The organism is Sphingomonas sp. TDK1 (genome assembly GCF_001650735.1).
Lineage (GTDB): Bacteria > Pseudomonadota > Alphaproteobacteria > Sphingomonadales > Sphingomonadaceae > Sphingomonas.
The window spans coordinates 69026-87678 of sequence record NZ_LXVY01000029.1 but is presented as its reverse complement, the minus strand read 5'-3'; the positions used below and the strand labels follow the sequence as shown (position 1 = coordinate 87678).

General features: G+C 67.7%; 23 protein-coding genes and 1 tRNA gene. 10 read left to right on the top strand and 14 right to left on the bottom strand.

From position 1 onward, the window contains the following. Positions 1–50: 50 nt before the first annotated feature. On the bottom strand, positions 51–806 hold the full coding sequence (locus A7X12_RS16100; protein ID WP_064312551.1) for a DUF6683 family protein: 756 nt from the start codon (positions 804–806) through the stop codon (positions 51–53). A 155-nt stretch (positions 807–961) separates the two neighbouring features. Beyond that, a complete protein-coding gene (locus tag A7X12_RS16095) occupies positions 962–2287 on the bottom strand; it encodes a methyl-accepting chemotaxis protein (protein ID WP_064312583.1) in 1326 nt (441 codons plus the stop codon). Positions 2288–2542: 255 nt separating this feature from the next. Between A7X12_RS16095 and sdhC the strand changes: the two genes are divergently transcribed. The 3 genes from sdhC to sdhA are packed head-to-tail and all read left to right on the top strand — an operon-like array spanning position 2543 to position 5152. Beyond that, complete coding sequence (gene sdhC / locus A7X12_RS16090; RefSeq protein ID WP_064312550.1) at positions 2543–2965, top strand: succinate dehydrogenase, cytochrome b556 subunit; 423 nt, start codon at positions 2543–2545, stop codon at positions 2963–2965. Further along, positions 2958–3350: a succinate dehydrogenase, hydrophobic membrane anchor protein gene (gene sdhD, locus A7X12_RS16085; protein ID WP_064312549.1), complete on the top strand. Its 393-nt coding sequence runs from the start codon at positions 2958–2960 to the stop codon at positions 3348–3350. Before sdhC ends, sdhD begins: the two co-directional genes overlap by 8 nt. Then, complete coding sequence (sdhA, locus tag A7X12_RS16080; protein ID WP_064312548.1) at positions 3350–5152, top strand: succinate dehydrogenase flavoprotein subunit; 1803 nt, start codon at positions 3350–3352, stop codon at positions 5150–5152. The genes sdhD and sdhA overlap by 1 nt, the downstream gene beginning before the upstream one ends. Positions 5153–5352: 200 nt before the next feature. Here the strand turns inward: sdhA and ruvC are convergent, their stop codons facing one another. The 6 genes from ruvC to A7X12_RS16050 all read right to left on the bottom strand — a co-directional run bounded on the left by ruvC (position 5353) and on the right by A7X12_RS16050 (position 9267). Further along, positions 5353–5841 carry a crossover junction endodeoxyribonuclease RuvC gene (gene ruvC, locus A7X12_RS16075; protein ID WP_064312547.1) on the bottom strand — a complete coding sequence of 163 codons (489 nt, stop codon included), beginning with the start codon at positions 5839–5841 and terminating at the stop codon, positions 5353–5355. Further along, positions 5838–6239, bottom strand: coding sequence for an endonuclease domain-containing protein (locus A7X12_RS16070; protein WP_084445575.1), 402 nt, complete (start codon positions 6237–6239; stop codon positions 5838–5840). The genes ruvC and A7X12_RS16070 overlap by 4 nt, the downstream gene beginning before the upstream one ends. Before the next feature lie 109 nt (positions 6240–6348). Further along, positions 6349–7092, bottom strand: coding sequence for a YebC/PmpR family DNA-binding transcriptional regulator (locus tag A7X12_RS16065; RefSeq protein ID WP_064312546.1), 744 nt, complete (start codon positions 7090–7092; stop codon positions 6349–6351). Positions 7093–7176: 84 nt separating this feature from the next. Beyond that, positions 7177–7413, bottom strand: a complete 237-nt coding sequence (locus A7X12_RS16060; RefSeq protein WP_010543233.1) for a DUF2312 domain-containing protein — start codon at positions 7411–7413, stop codon at positions 7177–7179. 120 nt (positions 7414–7533) lie between these two features. Further along, positions 7534–8865, bottom strand: a complete 1332-nt coding sequence (locus A7X12_RS16055) for a metal-dependent hydrolase family protein (protein WP_064312545.1) — start codon at positions 8863–8865, stop codon at positions 7534–7536. Between the two features lie 27 nt (positions 8866–8892). Beyond that, entirely contained in the window at positions 8893–9267 is a 375-nt protein-coding gene (locus A7X12_RS16050; protein ID WP_064312544.1) for a DUF1244 domain-containing protein, read from the bottom strand. 72 nt (positions 9268–9339) lie between these two features. Here A7X12_RS16050 and pyk point away from each other — a divergent pair, with 72 nt between their 5' ends. Continuing rightward, positions 9340–10809 carry a pyruvate kinase gene (pyk, locus tag A7X12_RS16045; protein ID WP_064312543.1) on the top strand — a complete coding sequence of 490 codons (1470 nt, stop codon included), beginning with the start codon at positions 9340–9342 and terminating at the stop codon, positions 10807–10809. A 146-nt stretch (positions 10810–10955) separates the two neighbouring features. Here pyk and A7X12_RS16040 read toward each other — a convergent pair whose 3' ends face one another. The 3 genes from A7X12_RS16040 to A7X12_RS16030 are packed head-to-tail and all read right to left on the bottom strand — an operon-like array spanning position 10956 to position 12558. Beyond that, positions 10956–11591, bottom strand: a complete 636-nt coding sequence (locus tag A7X12_RS16040) for a heme exporter protein CcmB (protein ID WP_064312542.1) — start codon at positions 11589–11591, stop codon at positions 10956–10958. Then, entirely contained in the window at positions 11588–12157 is a 570-nt protein-coding gene (gene ccmA, locus A7X12_RS16035) for a heme ABC exporter ATP-binding protein CcmA (RefSeq protein ID WP_064312541.1), read from the bottom strand. The genes A7X12_RS16040 and ccmA overlap by 4 nt, the downstream gene beginning before the upstream one ends. Next, a complete protein-coding gene (locus A7X12_RS16030) occupies positions 12154–12558 on the bottom strand; it encodes a metallopeptidase family protein (protein WP_198162054.1) in 405 nt (134 codons plus the stop codon). The genes ccmA and A7X12_RS16030 overlap by 4 nt, the downstream gene beginning before the upstream one ends. 49 nt (positions 12559–12607) lie before the next feature. Between A7X12_RS16030 and A7X12_RS16025 the strand changes: the two genes are divergently transcribed. Continuing rightward, entirely contained in the window at positions 12608–12901 is a 294-nt protein-coding gene (locus tag A7X12_RS16025) for a 4a-hydroxytetrahydrobiopterin dehydratase (protein WP_064312539.1), read from the top strand. A 62-nt stretch (positions 12902–12963) separates the two neighbouring features. Here the strand turns inward: A7X12_RS16025 and A7X12_RS16020 are convergent, their stop codons facing one another. Next, positions 12964–13698 carry an energy transducer TonB gene (locus tag A7X12_RS16020; RefSeq protein ID WP_064312581.1) on the bottom strand — a complete coding sequence of 245 codons (735 nt, stop codon included), beginning with the start codon at positions 13696–13698 and terminating at the stop codon, positions 12964–12966. Positions 13699–13792: 94 nt separating this feature from the next. On the opposite strand from A7X12_RS16020, the gene A7X12_RS16015 reads away from it, so the two are divergent. Together A7X12_RS16015 and A7X12_RS16010 are read left to right on the top strand one after the other, a co-directional pair. Next, the gene (locus A7X12_RS16015) at positions 13793–14113 is read left to right on the top strand and encodes a hypothetical protein (protein WP_064312538.1); all 321 of its coding nucleotides are present in this window, start codon (positions 13793–13795) and stop codon (positions 14111–14113) included. Between the two features lie 115 nt (positions 14114–14228). Then, positions 14229–16025 carry an aminopeptidase P family protein gene (locus A7X12_RS16010; RefSeq protein ID WP_064312537.1) on the top strand — a complete coding sequence of 599 codons (1797 nt, stop codon included), beginning with the start codon at positions 14229–14231 and terminating at the stop codon, positions 16023–16025. A 33-nt stretch (positions 16026–16058) separates the two neighbouring features. Here the strand turns inward: A7X12_RS16010 and A7X12_RS25975 are convergent, their stop codons facing one another. Next, positions 16059–16196, bottom strand: coding sequence for a hypothetical protein (locus tag A7X12_RS25975; RefSeq protein WP_198162053.1), 138 nt, complete (start codon positions 16194–16196; stop codon positions 16059–16061). Between the two features lie 101 nt (positions 16197–16297). Here A7X12_RS25975 and A7X12_RS16005 point away from each other — a divergent pair. The 3 genes from A7X12_RS16005 (at position 16298) to A7X12_RS26625 (ending at position 17725) form a co-directional block, all read left to right on the top strand. Next, positions 16298–16372 (top strand) — tRNA-Thr (locus tag A7X12_RS16005). A 186-nt stretch (positions 16373–16558) separates the two neighbouring features. Then, positions 16559–17533 carry an alpha/beta hydrolase gene (locus A7X12_RS16000; RefSeq protein ID WP_232318543.1) on the top strand — a complete coding sequence of 325 codons (975 nt, stop codon included), beginning with the start codon at positions 16559–16561 and terminating at the stop codon, positions 17531–17533. Positions 17534–17593: 60 nt separating this feature from the next. Then, positions 17594–17725 carry a hypothetical protein gene (locus A7X12_RS26625; RefSeq protein WP_269747825.1) on the top strand — a complete coding sequence of 44 codons (132 nt, stop codon included), beginning with the start codon at positions 17594–17596 and terminating at the stop codon, positions 17723–17725. A 2-nt stretch (positions 17726–17727) separates the two neighbouring features. Here the strand turns inward: A7X12_RS26625 and A7X12_RS15995 are convergent, their stop codons facing one another. Next, complete coding sequence (locus A7X12_RS15995) at positions 17728–18579, bottom strand: IclR family transcriptional regulator (protein WP_064312536.1); 852 nt, start codon at positions 18577–18579, stop codon at positions 17728–17730. Positions 18580–18653: the final 74 nt, after the last annotated feature.

Here is an 18653-nt window from a genome sequence, read left to right as displayed (position 1 = left end):
CATGGGGATGCGTCACCCCATGGCCTGCGCGCCGGCATCCTGCGTGTCCGTCAATGCGCAGCCGCGGTGAAGCCCGTCGGCGTCAGCGTCATTGCGGTCAGGTTCAGCCCCATGCCCCGGCCGCCCTTGGCTGCAGCCTTGGCGACAAGAGCCCGTTTGGCCGGATCGGCCTTCGTCTGCTCCATCATCGCGTCAAGCAGCACCGACTGGATGAGCAATGCCTCGGCGAGCTGCTGCTTCGCACGATCGTCCGCCGCTGCCATTTCCGGCGTCGACGACAGCGCACGTGCCGCCTGCGCGCGTACCGCCTGGTAGGTGGTCTTGTCGAACGTGTCGTCGCGGCCATGGGTCGCCTCCCAGGCGCTGACCCACCAAAGGGCATAGGCGTCGGCAACATCGTCGATGCGCAGACCATAGGGGCTGATCAGCGGCGAAATGCGGGCAATGATGTCGTCCTTGGCAACGAGTTCCTCCAGGCCGCGCGCACCCGCCGGATCGCTTGCCCTGGTCTTGGCCACGAAGCTCGCAATGTTCGCGTCGCGTCGCGCCTTCGACGGCACATAGCGCAGTCGCACGGCGTCGGCCGGTGCGGCCTGGGTGCCGGCAGCCCGACCGGAAGCAGCGGCACGCGCCTCGTCCTCCTGTCGCAACTGGCGCAGATGGGACCCGAGGATGTCCGTCTGCGCCACCGATGGAATGATGTTGGACCAGGCCCAGCCATTGAACGTGAAGTCCTGCGTCTGGGCCAGGCTGACCGGGCTGGAGAAGAGCGCCAGAAAGAGGATCGCTGTTCGAGAAATGCGCATGACTCGCCTTCCAAAGCTGTGCTTCGCCATGGAACAACGATTTCGAGCCATCGCCAAATAGTTGCAGCGGTACACGCGATCAGCCGTTGCCCGCGCGCGGCTATGTGCGGCGCGTCTGCACGCGACGGGGCCTGACCGGCCCCGCTCGGAGTGGCTTATGCCTCCACCGCCGTCGAGAAGCTCTCCGCCGCTGCGCGCAACTGGTTGAGGCGATCGTCCACTTCGGTCACATCGTGCTGGAGCGTGTCGATCTCACTGGTGACGCTCTTGGTATCCTCGCGAATCGCCCCGATCGTCGCCGACATCGAGTCTGCCGCCAGCGCGGTTTCATCGACCGCCGCGGTGATCGCCGTGACGGTTTGTGCCTGCACTTCCATCGCGGTGCGGATGCGGTTGGCGCTTTCCTGCACCTCAGAGACGGTCTCACGGATCGAGGCATTGGTTGCCACCGTGGAGCGCGTCGCGGACTGGATCGCGGCGATCTTGGCGGCGATATCGTCGGTCGCCCGCGCGGTCTGGCTGGCGAGGCTCTTCACTTCCTGCGCCACCACCGCGAAGCCGCGCCCGGCATCGCCCGCCCGCGCCGCCTCGATCGTGGCGTTGAGCGCCAGCAGATTGGTCTGCCCCGCGATGTCGCGGATGAGGCCGAGAATCGATTCGATCGACTTGGCGTGCTCCGACAGCATCTCGCTCATGCCGACGGCATCGGTCGCCTGGCCCGAAGCGCGGGTCGCGATTGCCGCCGCCGCTTCCACTTCGGTACGCGCATCCTCGATCGCGCGGATCAGGCCGGCGGCGGTCATCGCGGCCTCGCGCATCGCCACCGCGGACTGTTCCGCCGCCGCGGCCACTTCGCTCGCCTTGCCCAGCATGCCACGCGCCGAAGCGGAAGTATGCACCGCCTGATCGCGCAGTTCCTCGCCGCCGCGCGACGCCTGCTCCACCGTTGCGCCGATCGAGTCGCGGAACTCGCTCGCCAGCCGGTCGCGCGCCACTTGGGCGCTGTGTTCGCGGTACATGTTGTAGATTTCCACCGTGATGTCCGCTTCCAGCGCTGACAGGCGCATCAGCGTATCCACCAGCGCCGGCAGCCGCGGATCGATCCCGCCGACCCGGCGGATCAGCACTTCCAGCGCGGCGCGGTCACTCGCGCTGATCATCGAGAGCAGCGCCATCGGCGGCACGCCCTTTTCATAGGCTGCGGCGACCGAACGCTCGATCGACTCGATCCAGGTCTTGCCCGTCGTCTCCAGAAAGCGGTTGCGCAGGAATACCACGCCCACATCGATCATCTTCGCCGTATCGGAGGGCGCCCAATCGCGTTCTTCGGGGAAGCAGCGGACCCATTGGTGCCAATAGGCGGCCGAGACGCCTTCAATTTCGGGTTCCAGAATATCCCAGCACTCGCGGCTCGACTGCTGCAGCGAGCCTTCGAAGTCGAACACATGCAGCCGCGCCGCCACGTCGATCCGCGCGCTCATCGTGCCGGCGGCGGCAAGCGCCTGGGTGGAAACCGAATCGCTCACGTACTTTTTATCCCCGGTCGGCGGCCGCGCTTCGGCCGCGTCGACCACAAGCTATGCCGGGCCAGTGGTTAAGAGGCGGTTAGGAGCCTGTGTGCCATTGCCGCTCCGCAACATCTTGCGCGCACCGCCCGGCTGAACCTAAGGGCAATCCGTCTTGCATCCTCGTCTGGCGGGATTAAGGAAGCCCGCGTCGACCGAAAGGATTTATCGTTGGCCAACGTCCGCAACACGGCACGACCGCTGTCGCCGCATCTCGGCATCTACAAATGGGGACCGCACATGGCGGTCTCGATCATTCACCGCGCCACGGGCTCCGGCATGGCGACCGTGGGCACCGGGCTGTTCGTCTGGTGGCTGGTCGCGCTCGCCTATGGCCCCGATGCCTATGCGACGTTCCTGGACGTGTTCACGCTGCAGAACGGCCAGCTCAACATCCTCGGCTATGTCGTCGGGATCGGATTGAGCCTGTCCTTCTTCCAGCACATGGCCTCGGGCGTCCGCCACCTCTTCCTGGATGCAGGCGCGAATTTCGAGTTGCGCGCGAACAAGCGCAGCGCGCTCACCACCTTCGCGGTCAGCATCCTCGCCACTGCGATCTTCTGGGTCGTGCTTCTGGAGAAGGCCCATGGGTAACGGCACCCGGCTCGGTCGCGTCCGCGGCCTCGGCTCCGCGCATGAAGGCGCGGGCGAATGGTGGAAGCACAAGGTTTCCGCCGGATCCAACCTGCTGCTGGTACTGTGGCTGATCGTCTCGATCGCCCTGCTGCCGGCCTATGACTATGCGACGATGCAGGCCTGGATCGCCCAGCCGCTGGTCGCTGTGCCGCTGATCCTCCTGGTGCTCAGCGTCACCTTCCACTTCCGTCACGGCCTGCAGGTCGTGATCGAGGACTATCAGCACGACGAAAGCCGCTTCGTGCTGCTGGTCCTGCTCGAATATTTCACGATCACCGTCCGCGTGCTCGCGATCTTCGCCATCCTGAAGATCGCCTTCACCACCACCGGAGTGGCCGCCTGATGCCCGCCGCCTACAAGATCATCGATCACATCTATGACACCGTCGTCGTCGGCGCGGGCGGCTCGGGCCTCCGCGCGGTGATGGAAGTGGCGCAGTCGGGCCTCAAGACCGCCTGCATCACCAAGGTGTTCCCCACCCGCAGCCACACCGTGGCGGCGCAGGGCGGCATCGCCGCCAGCCTCGGCAACATGGGTCCGGACCACTGGACCTGGCACATGTACGACACCGTCAAGGGCTCCGACTGGCTCGGCGACCAGGACGCGATCGAGTATCTGACCCGCGAGGCCCCGGCCGCGGTTTACGAGCTCGAGCATGCCGGCATGCCGTTCAGCCGCACCGACGAAGGCAAGATCTACCAGCGCCCGTTCGGCGGCATGATGCAGAACATGGGCGAAGGCCCGCCCGCGCAGCGCACCTGCGCTGCGGCGGACCGTACCGGCCATGCGATGCTGCACACGCTCTACCAGCAGAGCCTGAAGTACGACGCGGACTTCTTCATCGAATATTTCGCGCTCGACCTGATCATGGAAAATGGCGAGTGCCGCGGCGTGATCGCGCTGTGCATGGAAGACGGCTCGATCCACCGCTTCCGCAGCCATGCGGTGGTGCTGGCGACCGGCGGCTATGGCCGTGTCTACCAGTCGGCCACCTCGGCGCACACCTGCACCGGCGACGGTAACGCGATGGTGCTCCGCGCCGGCCTGCCGCTGCAGGACATGGAGTTCGTCCAGTTCCACCCGACCGGCATCTACGGCGCGGGCGTGCTGATCACCGAGGGTGCGCGCGGCGAAGGCGGCTATCTCACCAATTCCGAGGGTGAGCGCTTCATGGAGCGCTACGCACCGTCCGCCAAGGATCTCGCCAGCCGCGACGTCGTGTCGCGCTCGATGGCGATGGAGATCCGCGAAGGCCGCGGCGTGGGCAAGGAGAAGGACCATATCTACCTTCACCTGAACCATATCGACCCGAAGATCCTGCACGAGCGCCTGCCCGGCATCACCGAGACCGGCAAGGTCTTCGCCGGCGTCGACCTCACTCGCCAGCCGCTGCCGGTGGTGCCGACCGTCCACTATAATATGGGCGGCATCCCGACCAATTATCACGGCGAAGTCGTCCATCTGAAGGATGGCAATCCGGATGCGGTGGTCCCCGGCCTGTTCGCGGTCGGCGAAGCGGCCTGCGTGTCGGTGCACGGCGCAAACCGCCTCGGCTCCAACTCGCTGATCGACCTCGTCGTGTTCGGTCGCGCGACCGGCAAGCGGATCGTCGACATCCTGAAGCCGAACACCCCGCACCACCCGCTGCCGAAGGATTCGGAAGCGCTGGCGCTGGGCCGTCTGGATCACTTCCGCAATGCGAACGGCGGCACCCGCACGTCGCAGCTGCGCGCCGACATGCAGAAGACGATGCAGCGCCACTGCGCCGTGTTCCGCACCGAGGAGCTGATGGCCGAGGGCGTGGCGCACATGGACCAGGTCTATGCGGGCCTGCAGGACGTCCATGTCAGCGATCGCTCGCTGATCTGGAACACCGATCTCGTCGAGACGCTCGAGCTGGACAACCTGCTCGGCCAGGCGATGGTGACGATCCGCAGCGCGATCAACCGCAAGGAAAGCCGCGGCGCGCACATGCACGAGGACTTCCCCGAGCGCGACGATGCCGGCTGGATGAAGCACACCATCGCGACGTTCGACGGCTGGGGCGGCAAGGGCGGCAAGACCGAGCTCGATTACCGCCCGGTCCACGACTACACGCTCACCGACGCGATCGAGTATATCAAGCCGAAGAAGCGGGTGTATTGATCCGCTGACCCGATGGGTTTCGGAAAGGCCGGGGCGGCGACGCTCCGGCCTTTTTGTTTGCGGATAGTGCGCAGGCACCCCCGAGCCGTCATCCCGACGAAAGTCGGGATCCATTGGGGTCTCCGCTCCGGTCCCTGCTGATAGCAAGAGGCGTCTGGATCCCGGCTTTCGCCGGGATGACGAGCATTGCGAAGGTCCCGCTACCGAACCCCGAACCGTGCACTCGCCAGATGGTGCGCATGGCAGATCGCCACCGCGAGCGCGTCGGCAGCATCGGCGCCGACGATCTTCACCCCCGGCAGCAGCCGCGAGACCATCGCATGGACCTGCTCCTTGTCGGCATTGCCAACCCCGACGACGGACTTCTTGACCGTGCTCGGCTTATACTCGCCCACGTCGATCCCCACCCGCGCCGCGGCGCACAGCACCACCCCGCGCGCCTGGCCGAGCTTGAGCGTCGACTGCGCGTTGGAATTGACGAACACTTCCTCGACCGCCGCCGCCTCGGGGGCATGATCGGCAATCAGCGCGGCGAGCATCGCATCGAGATGGGCGAGCCGGCGGGGGAGCTCTGCCTTGGTGTCGGTAACGAGCTTGCCATGCGCGACATGGCCAAGGCGGTTTCCCTCGGCGCGAATGAGCCCCCAGCCGGTAGTGCCAAGGCCGGGATCGAGGCCGAGGATGATCACGAGCCTAGCCCCTCCCCTTCAGGGGAGGGGTTGGGGTGGGGCATGGCGGACCAGCGATCCGAACGGGTTTTGAGTGCCTCGACGATCACTGCGAGCACGCCGTCGATATTGTCGAAAACCTCGTAGTTCGAGAAATGCAGGGCGAGAAATCCTTGGCTTAGAAGGTAGGCGTCGCGTCGTTCGTCGCGCCCGGGATCATGCGTGTCGCCATCCACTTCGATCGCCAGCCCTTTCGCGGGGCAGAAGAAGTCGCAGATATAGGGGAACACCACCTGCTGCCGGCGGAATTTGTGCCCGAGCTGGGTATTGGAGAGGTGGCGCCACAGGCGCTTCTCCAGCTCGGTTGGATTGCGCCGCATTTCGCGCGCTCGGGCGTATAGCTCGGCTTCGGTGACCATCCCTGCCCTCCCTCGGAGACAGGATGTACCACCAGCGGGCCGCTTGGCTACTCTGCCAGTCCCCACCCCAACCCCTCCCCTGAAGGGGAGGGGCTAGTAGATCGCCAGCTTAGCCCAGCTTCTCCATCACGTCGTCAGGGATCTCGTAATTCCCCCAAACCGTCTGGACGTCGTCGTCGTCATCCAGCGCGTCGAGCAGCTTGAACAGCGTCGCGGCATCGTCCGCGCCCACCGTCACCATCGTCTGCGGCCGCCAGGCGAGCTTCGCGCCCTCGGACTCGCCGAGCACCGGCTCCAGCGCCTTGGCGACTTCGTGCAGCTCGCCCTGGCCGGTCCAGATCTCGTGGCCGTCCTCGCTGCTGGTGACGTCCTCGGCGCCCGCTTCCAGCGCCGCCTCGAACACTTTCTCGGCGTCGCCGGCGCTCGGCGGATAGGAGATCAGGCCCAGGCGATCGAAGCCATGGCTTACCGAACCGGCGGTGCCGAGGTTGCCGCCGTTCTTCGACACCGCAGTGCGCACGTTGGTCGCGGTGCGATTGCGGTTGTCGGTCAGCGCCTCGATGATCAGCGAGACGCCCGCCGGGCCGAAGCCCTCGTAGCGAATCTCTTCGTAGTTATCGCCCTCGCCCTTGCTCGCCTTGTCGATCGCGCGCTGGATATTGTCCTTGGGCATCGACTGCGCCTTGGCGGCGTTGATCGCGGCGCGCAGGCGCGGGTTCATGTCCGGGTCCGCCAGACCCATCTTTGCCGCCACGGTGATTTCGCGGCTGAGCTTGGAGAACATCGCCGAGCGCTTCTTATCCTGCGCGCCCTTGCGGTGCATGATGTTCTTGAATTTGGAATGGCCTGCCATGGTGAACCCGAACTGCCTGCGATTTGGAAGAGGTGGAAGCGCTCGCCTTAGCGCGGATGGCCAGCGAGCGCCATCGGCGCGGGATTAGATGCCCAGCGCCTGCTTGTAGGTTTCGAGCAGCATCTCGGCCTCTTCGCGGTGATGCTTTTCCATCTTCCGCAGGCGGACGATGGTGCGCATCGTCTTCACGTCGAAGCCGGTCGACTTGGCTTCGGCATAGACGTCCTTGATGTCGTCGGCGATGCCCTTCTTCTCCTCTTCGAGACGCTCGACACGCTCGATCAGGAGGCGGAGCTGCTCGGCGGAAATATTGTCGGACATGGGTGTTCTAGCTCCTGAAGCATGGGATCGGACGAGGCACGCCGCGCGAGAGTCGCGCAGGTCGGATCGTCCGAAAGGAAAGGAATCCGGCGGGCCCTGTACGCCAGCCGACGCCCGCGCTCAACCACCGTCCTGCGGGAAGACCTGCCGCTTGCCGCCCAGCTTGTGCACCACGCCGCTTCGGACAACCGTGTCGACATGTTCCAGCACGGTCACGTCCTGCAGCGGATCGCCCGCCACCGCGATCAGGTCCGCTGCCTTGCCCGGTTCGAGCGAACCGAGCTGGTCCTTGCGACCGAGCGCGTCGGCGGCGTCCAGTGTCGCCGCGCGAATCGCCCCCGCCGGGGTCAGCCCCGCGCGGACGAGCAGCGCGAACTCTCTGGCGTTCTCGCCGTGCCGCGACACGCCGGTATCCGTGCCGAACGCGATCTTCACCCCCGCCTTGATCGCTCGGGCATGGCTGGCGGCCGCTGCCGCGGCGGCCGCTTCGGCCTTGGGGATGGTGGCGGGCGGCAGCTTGCCCGCCCGGGCATTGGCGAGCGCGGTCACCGGCGCGATCATTGTCGGGACGAGCCAGGTGCCGTGTGCCTTCATCGCGGCGATCGTCGCATCGTCGAGGAAGCTGCCATGTTCGATCGAATCGGCCCCCGCCTCCACCGCACCGCGCACGCCTTCGGCGGCATGGGCGTGGACCGCGACACGACGGCCAAAGGCGTGCGCCGTGTCGACGATCGCCTTCATCTCCTCGTCGGACATCTGCTTGCCGAGGCCCCCGGCGACGTTGGAAAGCACGCCCCCGGTCGCGGCGAACTTGATCGCCTGTGCGCCCAGCCCGATCTGCTGCCGCACGGCGCGGCGGCAATCATCGGCGCCGTCGCAGGTATTGATCTGGCGGTGTGCCACCGCCTCGGCGAATTCCTCGGCAAGCCCGTTGGTGCCGTCGCCATGCCCGCCCGAGACCGAGATCATCCGCCCGGCATTGACGATTCGCGGTCCCGCGATCGCGCCGCGCTCCACCGCGTCGCGCAGGGCCCGGATCGCGCGGGGATTGCTGCCGAGGTCGCGGACCGTGGTGAAGCCCGCCTCCAGATCGCGCCGCGCATCCTCGATGCCGATGACGAATTCGTCGGCCTCGTCTTCGGTGAGCGCGTTCATCCGCTCCTTCACCGGGTCACCCTCGGAGAAGAGGTGGACGTGCAGGTCGATCAGCCCCGGCAGGACGAACTTGTCGCGCAGATCGACCAGGGTCGCCCCCGCCTCGGGCGCGACAAAGCCGTCGCGCACCTCGGCGACCTTGCCGTCGCGCAGGATCAGCGTACTGGCGCCGCGCGGCGCCTGGCCGGGCCGGTCGAGCAGGCGCCCGGCCTGGACATAGGTGACCTTGGAGGAAGATTGGGCAAGGGCGGGAACGGCCACGGAACAGGACAGCGCGGCCAGCAGCAACGTCTTCAATGCCCGTCTCCCCCTGTCGCCCCCAACTCAGGCGTGGGGGTCGGTCATGCTGGGAGGATCACTGGCCGGGAAGCTCTCGTCAAGCGCCTCGTCGAGCGCATCGTCGCGGCCCTCGTTCTTCTTCAGGCTCTCTTCCATGCGCGCCAATTGCTCGGGCGTCGCCTCGCTCTGGTACTTCGCCTTCCACTCGGATTGCTCCATCCCGTAGACGATTCGCCGCGCGTCGGCCTTGGCGATGCTCGGATCCGCCTCGTGGATCCAGTCGCCCAGGCAGTTCCGACAAAAGCCCGAAAGACCCATCAGATCAATGTTCTGGGCGTCGTGCCGATGCCGCAAATGCCGCACCAGCCGACGGAACGCTTTGGCCGCTGTTGCGTCATCCAGGCGATCTAGTTCATCCATTTGGCACCTCCGCAGTTGATGTTAACGCATTTGGGGCTAGAGGCGGGCACGCACAAGCCGAGGAAGACAACGATGACACAGGCGATCTCCCCCCGCTCGCGCAAGGTGCGCGTACTGGCAACTTTGGGACCCGCCAGCGCGTCCCCCGAAATGATCGAGAAGCTGTTTCGGGCCGGCGCCGATGCGTTCCGCATCAACATGAGCCATGGCGACCAGGCCTCGAAGATTCCGCTGTTCGAGGCGATCCGCGGCATGGAGGCGATCACCGGTCGCCCGACCACGATCCTCGCCGACCTTCAGGGGCCGAAGCTGCGGGTCGGCAAGTTCGCCGACGGCAAGGTCATGCTCGTCACCGGCCACCAGTTCACGCTCGACCGCGATCCCACGCCGGGCGACGCCACCCGCGTCGAGCTGCCGCACCGCGAGATTTTCGAAGCCGCGCACCCCGATGCCCGCCTGCTGCTCGACGATGGCAAGCTGGTGCTGCGCGTGACCGACGTCGCACCCGACCGGCTGACCACGATCGTCGAGGTCGGCGGCCCGCTCTCGAATAACAAGGGCCTCAATGTGCCCGACATGGTGCTGCCGCTCGCTGCGCTGACCGAGAAGGACCGCAGCGACCTCAGCTTCGCGGTCGAGCAGGGCGCGGACTGGATCGCGCTCAGCTTCGTCCAGCGCCCCGAGGATCTGATGGAAGCCCGCCGTCTGATCGGCGGCAAGGCCGCCCTGCTCGCCAAAATCGAGAAGCCGTCGGCCATCGCCCGCCTCGAGGAGATCCTCGAGCAGTGCGACGGCGTGATGGTCGCACGCGGCGATCTCGGCGTTGAGCTGCCGCCGCAGCAGGTGCCGCCGCTGCAGAAGCGCATCGTCGAATCGGCGCGCCGCCTGGGCCGCCCGGTGATCGTCGCGACGCAGATGCTCGAATCGATGATCGAGAGCCCCTCGCCCACCCGCGCCGAAGTGTCGGACGTGGCGACCGCGGTGTATGACGGCGCCGACGCGATCATGCTTTCGGCCGAGAGCGCCGCAGGCAAGTGGCCGGTCGAATCGGTGTCGATGATGAACTCGATCGCCGATGCGGTGGAGCGTGATCCGGCGCATGGCGACCGCGTCCACTTCACCGTCACCAAGCCCGATCCGACGACCGCCGACGCGCTTGCCGAAGCGGCGAAGAACATCGCGGCGACGGTGTCGGCCTCGGCCATTATCTGCTTCACCAGCTCGGGCTCGACCGCGCGGCGCATCGCCCGCGAGCGGCCGCTGGTGCCGATCCTGGTGCTCACCCCGGAACGCGACACGGCGCGCCGACTTGGCCTGCTGTGGGGCACGCATGCGGTGAACACGCGCGATGTCGACTCGTTCGAGGAAATGGTCGCCAAGGCCAAGCGCATGGCGCTCCGCCACGGCCTCGCCAAGGCAGGCGATCGCGTGATCGTCTGCGCCGGCGTGCCGTTCAAGACGCCGGGTTCGACCAACGTGCTGCACGTGGTGACCCTGCTCGGCGACGAGCTGGCCAACTATACCGGCCCGGAAGGGAACTGAGCGACCATAATCTTCCCCCGCCAGGGGGAGGTGTCAGGCGCAGCCTGGCGGAGGGGAGGAAGCACGCCGGCCTATAAGTTCTGGCATCCTCCCCCTCCGTCGCCTTCGGCGCCACCTCCCCCTGGCGGGGGAGGATTGAGCGCTTCCTATCCCCGCCCCATCCGCATCGCAGCGCCCGCCACGAACGGGCAGCCCGCCACCAGCAGCAGGCTGATCGCCGCGAGCAGCTTGATCGCGCCCGGCTCGCCGCCGGTGGCGCCCGCGCCGAAGATCAGCAGCGGCACCGCGAACGGCAGCATCACCAGTCCCGCCAGGGCGCCCGCGCCACGCAATCCCGCCACCAGCGCCGCCGTCGCCACGCCCAGCGCGGCGAGACCCGGCGTGCCGATCGCCAGCCCGATCAGGATCGTCCCCAGCGCCGGACCCGGCACATGCAGGAGCGCCGCGGCCACGCAGGTCGCCGCAAGCAGCGCAGGTCCGAAACCCAGCCAATGGCCCAGCATCTTGGCGGCGGCGATCCCGACGTCCGAGAAGCCACGCACGACCAGCTGATCGAGGACGCCACTATCGGCATCCGGCGTCACCAGCCGCTCCACCGGGAGCAGCGCCGCGAGCAGCGCGGCCGCCCAGATCACGCCGCCGCCGATCCGCGCGAGCAGGCGCCCATCGGGCCCGACCGCGAACGGAAACAGGATCGCGACCAGCAGAAAAAAGGCGATCGGCAGCACCAGCCCGCCGCTGCTCCAGGCGCGCCGCAGCTCGCGCCACACCAGGGCGGTCACAGTTTGATCTCCTGCGCGCCCGGCAGTGCGATAGTCTGGTGCGTCGCGACCAGCACGATGCCGCCGCCTGCACGGTGCGTCGCGATCCGCGCCTCCAGCATAGCGACCGAGGCGGCATCGAGGCCGTTGGCCGGCTCGTCGAGCAGCCATACGGGCGCGCCGCTCGCCAGCACTCGCGCGAACGCCGCCCGCCGGCGCTGGCCCGTGGAGAGCAGCCGCACCGGTACATCAGCGATGTCCGCAAGTCCCACCTGCTCCAGGGCCCCGGCCACCGCCGCCCCGCGCCCGTCGAGCCCGGCCCAGAAACCGAGCGCGCCGGACAGCGTCCGCTCCGCGTCCAGCGCGGCGGTTTCGCTCAGCAGCGCCCGCGCACCCTCCCCCGTCACCCGGCCGCCCAGCGGAGCAAGCAGCCCGGCGGCAATGCGGATCAGGCTCGACTTGCCGACGCCGTTGGGCCCCAGCACCAGCCCGGCCTCCCCGGCGCCCAGCGTGAAGCGCAGCCCCTCGAACAGGAGCCGGCCGCCCCGCAAACAGGTCACGTCTTCAAAGGCGAGGCCGGGGGTCAATCGGCAGCGTCTTCCAGCGCATGCATGTCGTCGTCCGACAGGCCGAAATGATGACCCACCTCGTGCACCACGACATGATGCACCAGCCGCTCCAGCGCCTCGCCCGTCTCCACCCATTCGTCGAGGATGGCACGGCGATACAAATGGATGCGATCCGGCAAGCCGCCGGAATCGAACGCCGATTTTTCGCCGATCGGCCGGCCATGGTACAGGCCGCTAAGGGCGAAGGGGTCATCGATGCCCAGCGTGTCGAGTGTCTCCTCGTCGGCGAACTCCTCGACCAGCAGTACCACATCCGCGAGATGCGCCTGGAACGGCTCGGGAATGCGCGCCAGTGCCGCGCGGGCAAGGCGTTCGATCAGGGCCGCATCGGGGGCGAAGGTTGGCGCTTGCTCCGGCATGGCCGAATGCATAGGCGGAGCGGCAGAGCAGGAGCAAGGAGGGGATACCATGGTAGCGCGTTTGACCGATGGATTGCGGCAGGAATCGCTCGCGGCCTTGCCGGCCTGGAACTACGAACCGGGACGTGACGCGATCACGCGCCGCTTCCTGTTCGCCGATTTCGCCGAGGCATTCGCCTTCATGACCCGTGTCGCGCTGATTGCTGAAAAGGCCGATCACCATCCCGAATGGTCGAATGTGTGGAACCGGGTGGACATCCTGCTGACCACGCATGACGCTGGCGGGCTATCGACCCGCGACCTGCAACTTGCCGCCGCGATCGACGCGCTGGTGCGCGGCTAACCAGCCGCGCGCGCATCCGCCCCCCCCACCCGCACGCAGGAGGGGTTGGGGGGAACGGACGTCTACTCCCCCGCGTCCGGCCGGTCGTACAAATCCCAGCGATGCTCGCCGGTGACGGTGTCGGGATAGGGGCGTCCCGCCGCATCCTTGCTGGGGACATAGCGGAAGCGCTTGCGGATCAGCCGACAGGTCGTTTCGTCCAGATCGCGATTGCCGCTCGATCGGGTGACGGCGCAGTCCGAAACGCGGCCGTCCACGCCCACGACGAAGCGCAACCCCACCACGCCGCTCGCCCCTGCCTCCAGCGCCGCGCGGGGATAGTCGCCATCGGTGATCCGGCCCCCGACCCAGCGCAACGGCACCCCGCCGCCACCGCCTGCGCCGTTACCACGACCACCGCTGCCGGTCCCGTCGCCCTGCCCGCCCGCGCCGGTGCCCGGCCCCGCGACCGGCGCCGCACCGGAGGAGGAATCGCTGGCGGTCGCCGGCTTGGGCGCCGTCACCACGGGCGGCGGCTTGAGCAGCACCGGCGGCGGCGGCGCGACCACTTCGGTGGCCTTGGAGACCCGGTTTGGCGGCGCGGCGGCCCCTTCGGCCTTCGGTGCCGCGCGGCGCTTTGCGGGCTCCGGTGCGGGAGGCGGCGGCGGGGGCGCCACGTCGAAACTCAGCAGGCTGGCGTCGGGATCGGCGCGCAGCACCGTCTGCGCCCGCAAACCGGCGAAAAGCAGCGCCGCCAGCAGCGCCTCCACCGCGATGGCCGCAGCCGCGCCGCGCAGACGGAAGCCACCAGAAATCATCGGCTGCACCCCGATCGCTGCGGGTTCATGCAACCGAAATGTGGCATGGCACATTGATACGCATCGAACACGAACCGAAAGATGGGGTCACACGATGCGTAAGACAATTGCCGCTCTCGCTGCCTTCGCACTGGTCATGCCGGTCGCCATGCCGATCAGCGTCGCCAGCGCTCAGTCGCGCTACGAAGGCAAGTCCAGCCGCGGCTATCGCTATGTGAAGAAGTGCCGCAAGTCCAAGGGCGAGGCCGGCCTGATCGCAGGCGGCGTGGCCGGTGCCGTCGCGGGTCCGGCAATCATCGGCGGCGGCCTGCTGGGTGCGGCAGCCGGCGGTGTCGCCGGTGCACTGGGCGGCCGCGCGATCGATCGCACGATGACCGCGAAGAACCGCTGCTACTACGTCAAGGTCCGCCGCTGAGCGACCAGGAGGGGCGGGCGGGTCCCGCCCCTTTCCAAATCCCCCTGCATCGGCCAGAAACCGGCCATTCCGCGGTGCCCTTCGCGCCGCCTCCGAAGATGCAGGAAATATGCGTATGTCCAGCTATGCCGATCGTCTGAACGCCCTTCGCGCGCAACTTGCGCAGGACGCGCTCGACGGCTTCGTCGTGCCGCTCACCGATGAGCACATGTCCGAATATGTCGGCGCCTATGCCCAACGGCTGGCCTGGCTCACCGGCTTTCAGGGATCGGCCGGCACCGCGGTAGTGCTGCCGCAGGAAGCCGCGATCTTCACCGACGGACGCTATACGCTGCAGGTCCGCCAGCAGGTTTCGGCCGCGCAGTGGGAATATGTGGGTGTTCCCGCCACCAGCGTCGCGGACTGGCTGGGCGCGCATGCACCGAACGGCGGCCGGATCGGCTATGATCCCTGGCTCCACACCCGCGCCTGGGTGGAGGACGCGCGAACGGCGCTTGCGGAGAAGGGCGCCACGCTGGTGCCGGTCACGCGGAACCCGATCGACGCGGTCTGGGCGGATCAGCCCGACGCTTCCGACGCGCCGCTCTCGGTGCTCGACGAGGCGTTTGCCGGCAAGTCCTCCGCCGCCAAGCGCGCCGAGATCGCCGACTGGCTGCAGGCCCGCAACGCCGATGCGGTGGTGATCGCCGCGCTCGATTCGATCGCCTGGACGTTCAACGTGCGCGGCGACGACGTGACGCACACGCCGGTCGCGCTCGCCTATACGGTAATTCATGCCGATGGCACCGCGGATCTGTTCGTTGCGCCCGAAAAAGTGACCGACGCGGTGCGCCAGCATCTCGGTAACGCGGTGCGCATCCAGGATCGCGCTGCCTTTGCGCCGGCGCTGAGCGGCTTCGCGGGCAAGCGCGTGGTCGCGGATCCGGGGACCGCGGTCTCGGCGATCTTCGATGCGCTGGAGGACGGCGGCGCCACCGTCGTTGCGCTGCGCGATCCGACGATCCTCGCCAAGGCGATCAAGAACGCCGCCGAAGTCGCAGGCCACAAGGCCGCGCAGGCGCGCGACGGCGCCGCGCTCAGCCGCTTCCTGAAATGGTTCGAGGAGACCGCGCCGCAGGGCGGCCTCACCGAGATGTCCGCCGCGGACAAGCTGCGTGCATTCCGCGAGGCGACGGGCAAGCTGAAGGACCTGTCCTTCGACACCATTTCCGCCACCGGCCCGAACGGCGCGATCCCGCACTACAAGGTCACCGACGAATCGAGCCTGCCGATCGAGCGGGGCCAGCTGTTCCTGATCGATTCGGGCGGGCAATATGGCGACGGCACCACCGACGTCACCCGCGTGATGCCGGTCGGCGAGGCCAGCCACGAGATGCGGGACCGTTTCACCCGCGTGCTGAAGGGCCATATCGCCATCGCCACCGCGATCTTCCCGGATGGCACCACCGGCGCGCAGATCGACGGCTTCGCCCGGCGGCCGCTCTGGGAGGCAGGGCTCGATTTCGCGCATGGCACCGGCCACGGCGTCGGCGCCTATCTTTCGGTGCACGAGGGACCGCAGCGCATCGCGCCGCCTTCCTATCCCGGCGGCCAGGCGCTGGAGCCGCTGCGCGCGGGCATGTTCCTCTCGAACGAGCCGGGCTATTACAAGGCGGGCGAATACGGCATCCGGATCGAGAACCTCGTCCACATCGTCGAGCGGACGATCCCCGGCGGCGACAAGCCGATGCTGGCGTTCGAAACCCTCACCTTCGCGCCGATCGAGCGCAGCCTGATCCTGGCGGAGCTGCTCACCCCAGCGGAACGCGCCTGGCTGGATGCCTACCATGCCGAAGTGCTGGCGATCGTCGGCCCGCAGCTGGAGGGCGCCGAGCGTGCGTGGCTGGAAGCAAAGTGCGCGCCGATCGGATGACGGGAAGATCCTCCCCGAAACGGGGAGGATCGTTCAATCTGCCGATTCGGGGGGCGTCGCCGCCCCCCGCTCGCCGGCTTCCGTCTTCGCGCCGCGCGCCTGCGCCTTCCGCCGCCGCAGATTTTCGCGCAGCTTTTCGGCCAGCCGGGCCTGCTTATCCACATCCTTCATGCGAAAAGCGATAAACCGGCGCGATGCGGGTTGACAATCACCCGCTGCCCTGCACATAGGCCCCTCCCGCACGGCGCTGATCGCCGCGGTTGGAAAACAGTGCTGCCGTAGCTCAGTGGTAGAGCGCATCCTTGGTAAGGCTGAGGTCGCGAGTTCAATCCTCGCCGGCAGCACCATTTTCCCCTTCGATCGATAGAGACGATCCCCGCCGCCAGGCGTCCCGCCATACCCATATCGCTCCCGTGCCGAGCCCGTTGCGCGCGCCTCGCGATTCTGCGACCACGCGGTACCGCTACCAGAATCGGCAGCAGCGCACTGGCCGCGTCCAGCCACCGCCGCATGCCGTCGCGGAAGAGAGAGGGATGCCCGTGTTCGAAGACCTTACCCGCCGGACGATGCTCACGGCCATGGCTGCCACCGGCGTCGCCGCCGCCGTTCCTGCCCGCGCTGCCGATGCGGACGAGGTGCTTCCGCTCTGGCCGGGTTCTCCCCCTGGCGCCCCCGCCACCCTGCCCAAGCCCAGCTACGAGCAGCGCTCCAAGGATCCTGCCGCGCCCGATCGCTGGATGCGCGGCGTCGACCGCCCCTCGCTGACCGTTCGCCGCCCGGCCACGCCCAACGGCACCGCGGTGATGCTGGTGCCCGGTGGCGGCTATGGCTTCCTCGCCATCGACAATGAGGGTGAGGAACAGGCCCGCTGGCTCAACGCGCTCGGCGTCACCGCCTTCATCCTGCGCTATCGCATTCCCACCGAGGGCTGGGCCAATCGCGCGACCGTGCCCCTGGCCGACGCGCAGCGCGGCCTGCGACTGATACGCGCTTCGGCCAAGCGCTATGCCGTCGATCCCGCGAAGGTGTTGGCGATCGGCTTCTCCGCGGGCGGGCATCTCACCGGCAGCCTGGCGACCCGCCATGCCGAGCGTGCCTACGCCCCTGTCGACGCGGCCGATCAGCTTTCTGCCCGCCCGGATCTGGCAGGGCTGATCTATCCGGTCGTCAGCATGGCCGCGTCCTTCACCCATATCGGGTCGCGCGACAATCTGTTCGGCACCGGCGCTTCGCCCCAGGCGCTTACCGCTGCCTCGGTCGAGACCCGTGTCACTACCGACACGCCGCCGATCTTCCTGACCCATGCGAGCGACGACGGGCTGGTACCGATCGAAAACAGCATCGCCCTCTACCAGGCGCTGCTCGCCGCCAAGCGACCGGGCGAACTCCACGCCTTCGACCAGGGCGGCCATGGCTTCGGCACCCGCCTGCCGAAAACGGTGCCGGCCTCGGCGTGGCCCGCGCTGTTCGCCGCCTATGCGCGCCGACTGGGGGTACTGGCCGGCTGAACGCAACGATCGCGTCGGCGAAGCGTCTGTTGATGGAGAAACCATAACAAGGCGCGCACCATGGACCCGAGACACGAACCTGTCGAAAAACGCGCGCGCAAGGGGCTGGGCGTGGTCGCGTTGATCGTGCTGCTGACCCTCGCCCTATTGTTCGTCGGCTACAACATCTACTACATCGTCACGCCGGGCTGAGGCTATTCCGCACGCGTCCGGGCGCGGCGACGGCGGACCGGGCTGGCGACGGAGAGGCTCGGCACCACCGGCGCCTCCACCCGATCGAACCAGCCTAGCGCCGAGGAGATCGACGTCGCCGTCGTCCGCAACAGCGCCAGCGCCTCGTCGTGCGAAACGTGCGGCGCATCGTCGATCGCGGCAAGGAACGGGATGGTAAGCGCCGCGACGACATGGCCGTCGAACCCGAAGACCGGGCAGCTCATGTCCGACACGCCGGCCATCCGCGCGCTGGGAATCGACTCATATCCCTGGACGCGCACCTCCTCGAGCCGCTCCGCCAGTCCCTTGGGCAGTCCCTTCGGATAGAGCGCCGTGCGCCGATCCTCGTCCATCGCCGAAAGCAGCACATGGCCGGAACAGCTGGTCAGCAAGTCGATCTCGGTGCCGAGCCGCACCGCGAAGCCGGTCTGGCCTGGGCTTTCCTGCCGCGCGACGATCAACCCGCGCGTGCCGTTCGCCACCACCAAATGGCAGGATTGCACCGTCGCGGCCGCCAGGCTGTGCATCAGCGGCGTGGCGACATGGGTGAGCTCCTGCGCCGGTGTCGCGCGGTGGGCGATCTCGAGCACGCGGTAGGTCACCCGGTAGCGGTCGCTGCCGCCATCCTTGTGCAACCATCCGCGGCGATCGAGCACCACGATGATACGGAACAATTCGCTGATCGAGCGGCCCAGCCGCTGCGCGATTTCGCTGATCGTCAGCCCCTGGGGCTCGCTGCCGAGAAGCTCGATCACGTCGATCGCCTTTTCCAGCGCAGGCGCTGCGTAACTCGGGGATTTTTCGGCCGAAGCGGGCGAAACGGTATCGGTCATGCACCCACGCTAGCCAATGCGACGAGCGGTGTCATGCCACTTGCGAAGAACGTCGGCTTACGCATAAGAAGATA

Excerpts from the sequence above, each read along its gene's own strand:
- A7X12_RS16100 (WP_064312551.1), bottom strand. The coding sequence starts at position 806 with ATGCGCATTTCTCGAACAGCGATCCTCTTTCTGGCGCTCTTCTCCAGC.
- A7X12_RS16095 (WP_064312583.1), bottom strand. The coding sequence starts at position 2,287 with ATGAGCGCGCGGATCGACGTGGCGGCGCGGCTGCATGTGTTCGACTTC.
- sdhD (WP_064312549.1), top strand. The coding sequence starts at position 2,958 with ATGGGTAACGGCACCCGGCTCGGTCGCGTCCGCGGCCTCGGCTCCGCG.
- sdhA (WP_064312548.1), top strand. The coding sequence starts at position 3,350 with ATGCCCGCCGCCTACAAGATCATCGATCACATCTATGACACCGTCGTC.
- A7X12_RS16070 (WP_084445575.1), bottom strand. The coding sequence starts at position 6,239 with ATGGTCACCGAAGCCGAGCTATACGCCCGAGCGCGCGAAATGCGGCGC.
- A7X12_RS16065 (WP_064312546.1), bottom strand. The coding sequence starts at position 7,092 with ATGGCAGGCCATTCCAAATTCAAGAACATCATGCACCGCAAGGGCGCG.
- A7X12_RS16060 (WP_010543233.1), bottom strand. The coding sequence starts at position 7,413 with ATGTCCGACAATATTTCCGCCGAGCAGCTCCGCCTCCTGATCGAGCGT.
- A7X12_RS16050 (WP_064312544.1), bottom strand. The coding sequence starts at position 9,267 with ATGGATGAACTAGATCGCCTGGATGACGCAACAGCGGCCAAAGCGTTC.
- pyk (WP_064312543.1), top strand. The coding sequence starts at position 9,340 with ATGACACAGGCGATCTCCCCCCGCTCGCGCAAGGTGCGCGTACTGGCA.
- A7X12_RS16030 (WP_198162054.1), bottom strand. The coding sequence starts at position 12,558 with ATGCCGGAGCAAGCGCCAACCTTCGCCCCCGATGCGGCCCTGATCGAA.
- A7X12_RS16025 (WP_064312539.1), top strand. The coding sequence starts at position 12,608 with ATGGTAGCGCGTTTGACCGATGGATTGCGGCAGGAATCGCTCGCGGCC.
- A7X12_RS16020 (WP_064312581.1), bottom strand. The coding sequence starts at position 13,698 with ATGATTTCTGGTGGCTTCCGTCTGCGCGGCGCGGCTGCGGCCATCGCG.
- A7X12_RS16015 (WP_064312538.1), top strand. The coding sequence starts at position 13,793 with ATGCGTAAGACAATTGCCGCTCTCGCTGCCTTCGCACTGGTCATGCCG.
- A7X12_RS16010 (WP_064312537.1), top strand. The coding sequence starts at position 14,229 with ATGTCCAGCTATGCCGATCGTCTGAACGCCCTTCGCGCGCAACTTGCG.
- A7X12_RS25975 (WP_198162053.1), bottom strand. The coding sequence starts at position 16,196 with ATGAAGGATGTGGATAAGCAGGCCCGGCTGGCCGAAAAGCTGCGCGAA.
- A7X12_RS16000 (WP_232318543.1), top strand. The coding sequence starts at position 16,559 with ATGCCCGTGTTCGAAGACCTTACCCGCCGGACGATGCTCACGGCCATG.
- A7X12_RS26625 (WP_269747825.1), top strand. The coding sequence starts at position 17,594 with ATGGACCCGAGACACGAACCTGTCGAAAAACGCGCGCGCAAGGGGCTG.
- A7X12_RS15995 (WP_064312536.1), bottom strand. The coding sequence starts at position 18,579 with ATGACCGATACCGTTTCGCCCGCTTCGGCCGAAAAATCCCCGAGTTAC.